The 1,749-nt window shown below is 66.2% G+C and carries 1 protein-coding gene; it reads right to left on the minus strand.

All coding sequences use genetic code 11. From position 1 onward, the window contains the following. On the minus strand, positions 1–1,695 hold a 1,695-nt coding region (locus tag AB0J93_RS30075), incomplete at its 3' end, for an amino acid adenylation domain-containing protein (RefSeq protein ID WP_363925731.1). Between the last annotated feature and the right edge of the window lie 54 nt (positions 1,696–1,749).

Below are 1,749 nucleotides of genomic sequence, written 5' to 3' on the forward strand. Positions count from 1 at the left end.
CTCCGGCGCCGGCAACGCCTGCCGGTCGAGTTTGCCGGTGGCGGTCAGTGGTAGCCGGTCGAGCGTGACCACCGCGGAGGGCACCATGTACTCAGGCAGCCGCCGCGCGGCGTACTCACGCAGCCCGGCGGCCTGCCCGAACTGCTGCCCACCGCGATCCGCCGTTGCGGTCGCGACCACATAGGCCACCAACCGCCGATCCCCCGGGATGTCCTCCCGTGCCAGCACCGCAGCCTGCGCCACCTCCGGATGGCTGGCCAGCACGGCCTCGATCTCACCCAACTCGATCCGGAAACCCCGAATCTTGACCTGCTCATCGACCCGGCCCAGGAAGACCACCTGACCATCAGCCGTCCAACGGACAAGGTCACCGGTCCGATACATCCGCTCCCCGGACCCGTACGGACAAGCCACAAACCGCTGCCCCGTCAACCCCGGCCGACCCACATAACCACGAGCCAACCCCGCACCGGCCACATACAACTCACCGGCCACCCCCGGCGGAACCGGCGCCAACGCATCATCCAAAACATAAAACCGGGTATTGGCGATCGGCGTACCAATCGGCACCACCCCACCCGCCGACAACCTGCCCGTCGCCACACCAATCGTGGTCTCCGTCGGCCCGTAATGGTTGAACACCGGCCGATCACCAGCCACCGCCACCACATCCGCCACCCACTCAGCAGCAGCCGCCTCACCACCAAGCACCACCGAACCAGCCGGCAACACCTCAGCCAAACCCGCACCGGACAACGCCGCCAGATGCGACGGCACCACCTTCACAAAATCGATCCGCCAAGCCGCCAGATAACCAGCCACCGCCTCCGGATCCACCACCACATCCGCACCCAACACATGCAACTGCCCACCAGTCACCAAACTGACGAACACCGTCGTGTTACCCAGATCAGTCACCTGCGGCTGCAACAACGCATACCGAGCCCCCGCCGCACCCCAACCCAACCGCGGCCCCACCGAGAACACATAGTTCGCCAACGACCCATGCGTGACAGCCACACCCTTCGGCCGCCCCGACGAACCAGACGTATACATCACATACGCCAACCCCGACGGCGGCACCGCCACCGACACCACCGGCGCATCAACCAACGACAACGACTCGTCCCACCACAACACCGGCACACCCGCCAGCACCCCAGCCACACCGTCAGCGACGCCCACCAACCCGTCCCGCCGCGCCAACACCACACCGACGCCAGCATCGGCCAACATGAACTCCACCCGCTCCGCCGGCAACCCCCCATCAACCGGCAGATACGCCGCACCCACCCGCCACACCCCAAGGATCGCCGCGATCATCTCGACCCCACCCGGCAGACACAGCCCCACCACCGACTCCACGCCGACACCACGATCAGACAACAAACACGCCACCCGACCCGCCGCCGCATCCAACTCCCGATACGTCACCGACTCACCACCGGCAACCACCGCAACCGCATCCGGCGTCCTGACCACCTGCGCCGCAAACCACACCGACAACGACCCAGCCGGCACCTCAACCGCCGTGTCATTCCAACCAGACAACACCCGCGCACGCTGCCCGCCATCCAACAAATCCACACCACGCACCCGCACCTGCGCCGCCGCAGACACCACCCCCAACACCCGAACAAACCACCCCGCAAACCGCTGCGCCGAAGACACATCAAACAAATCCGCAGCCACCACCAACACACCCTGCAACCCAGCCGGACAACCCCGCCCGTCAAACAACTCGACCAT

This window comes from Micromonospora sp. NPDC049374 (assembly GCF_040677165.1).
In the GTDB taxonomy this organism is placed as follows: Bacteria; Actinomycetota; Actinomycetes; order Mycobacteriales; family Micromonosporaceae; genus Micromonospora.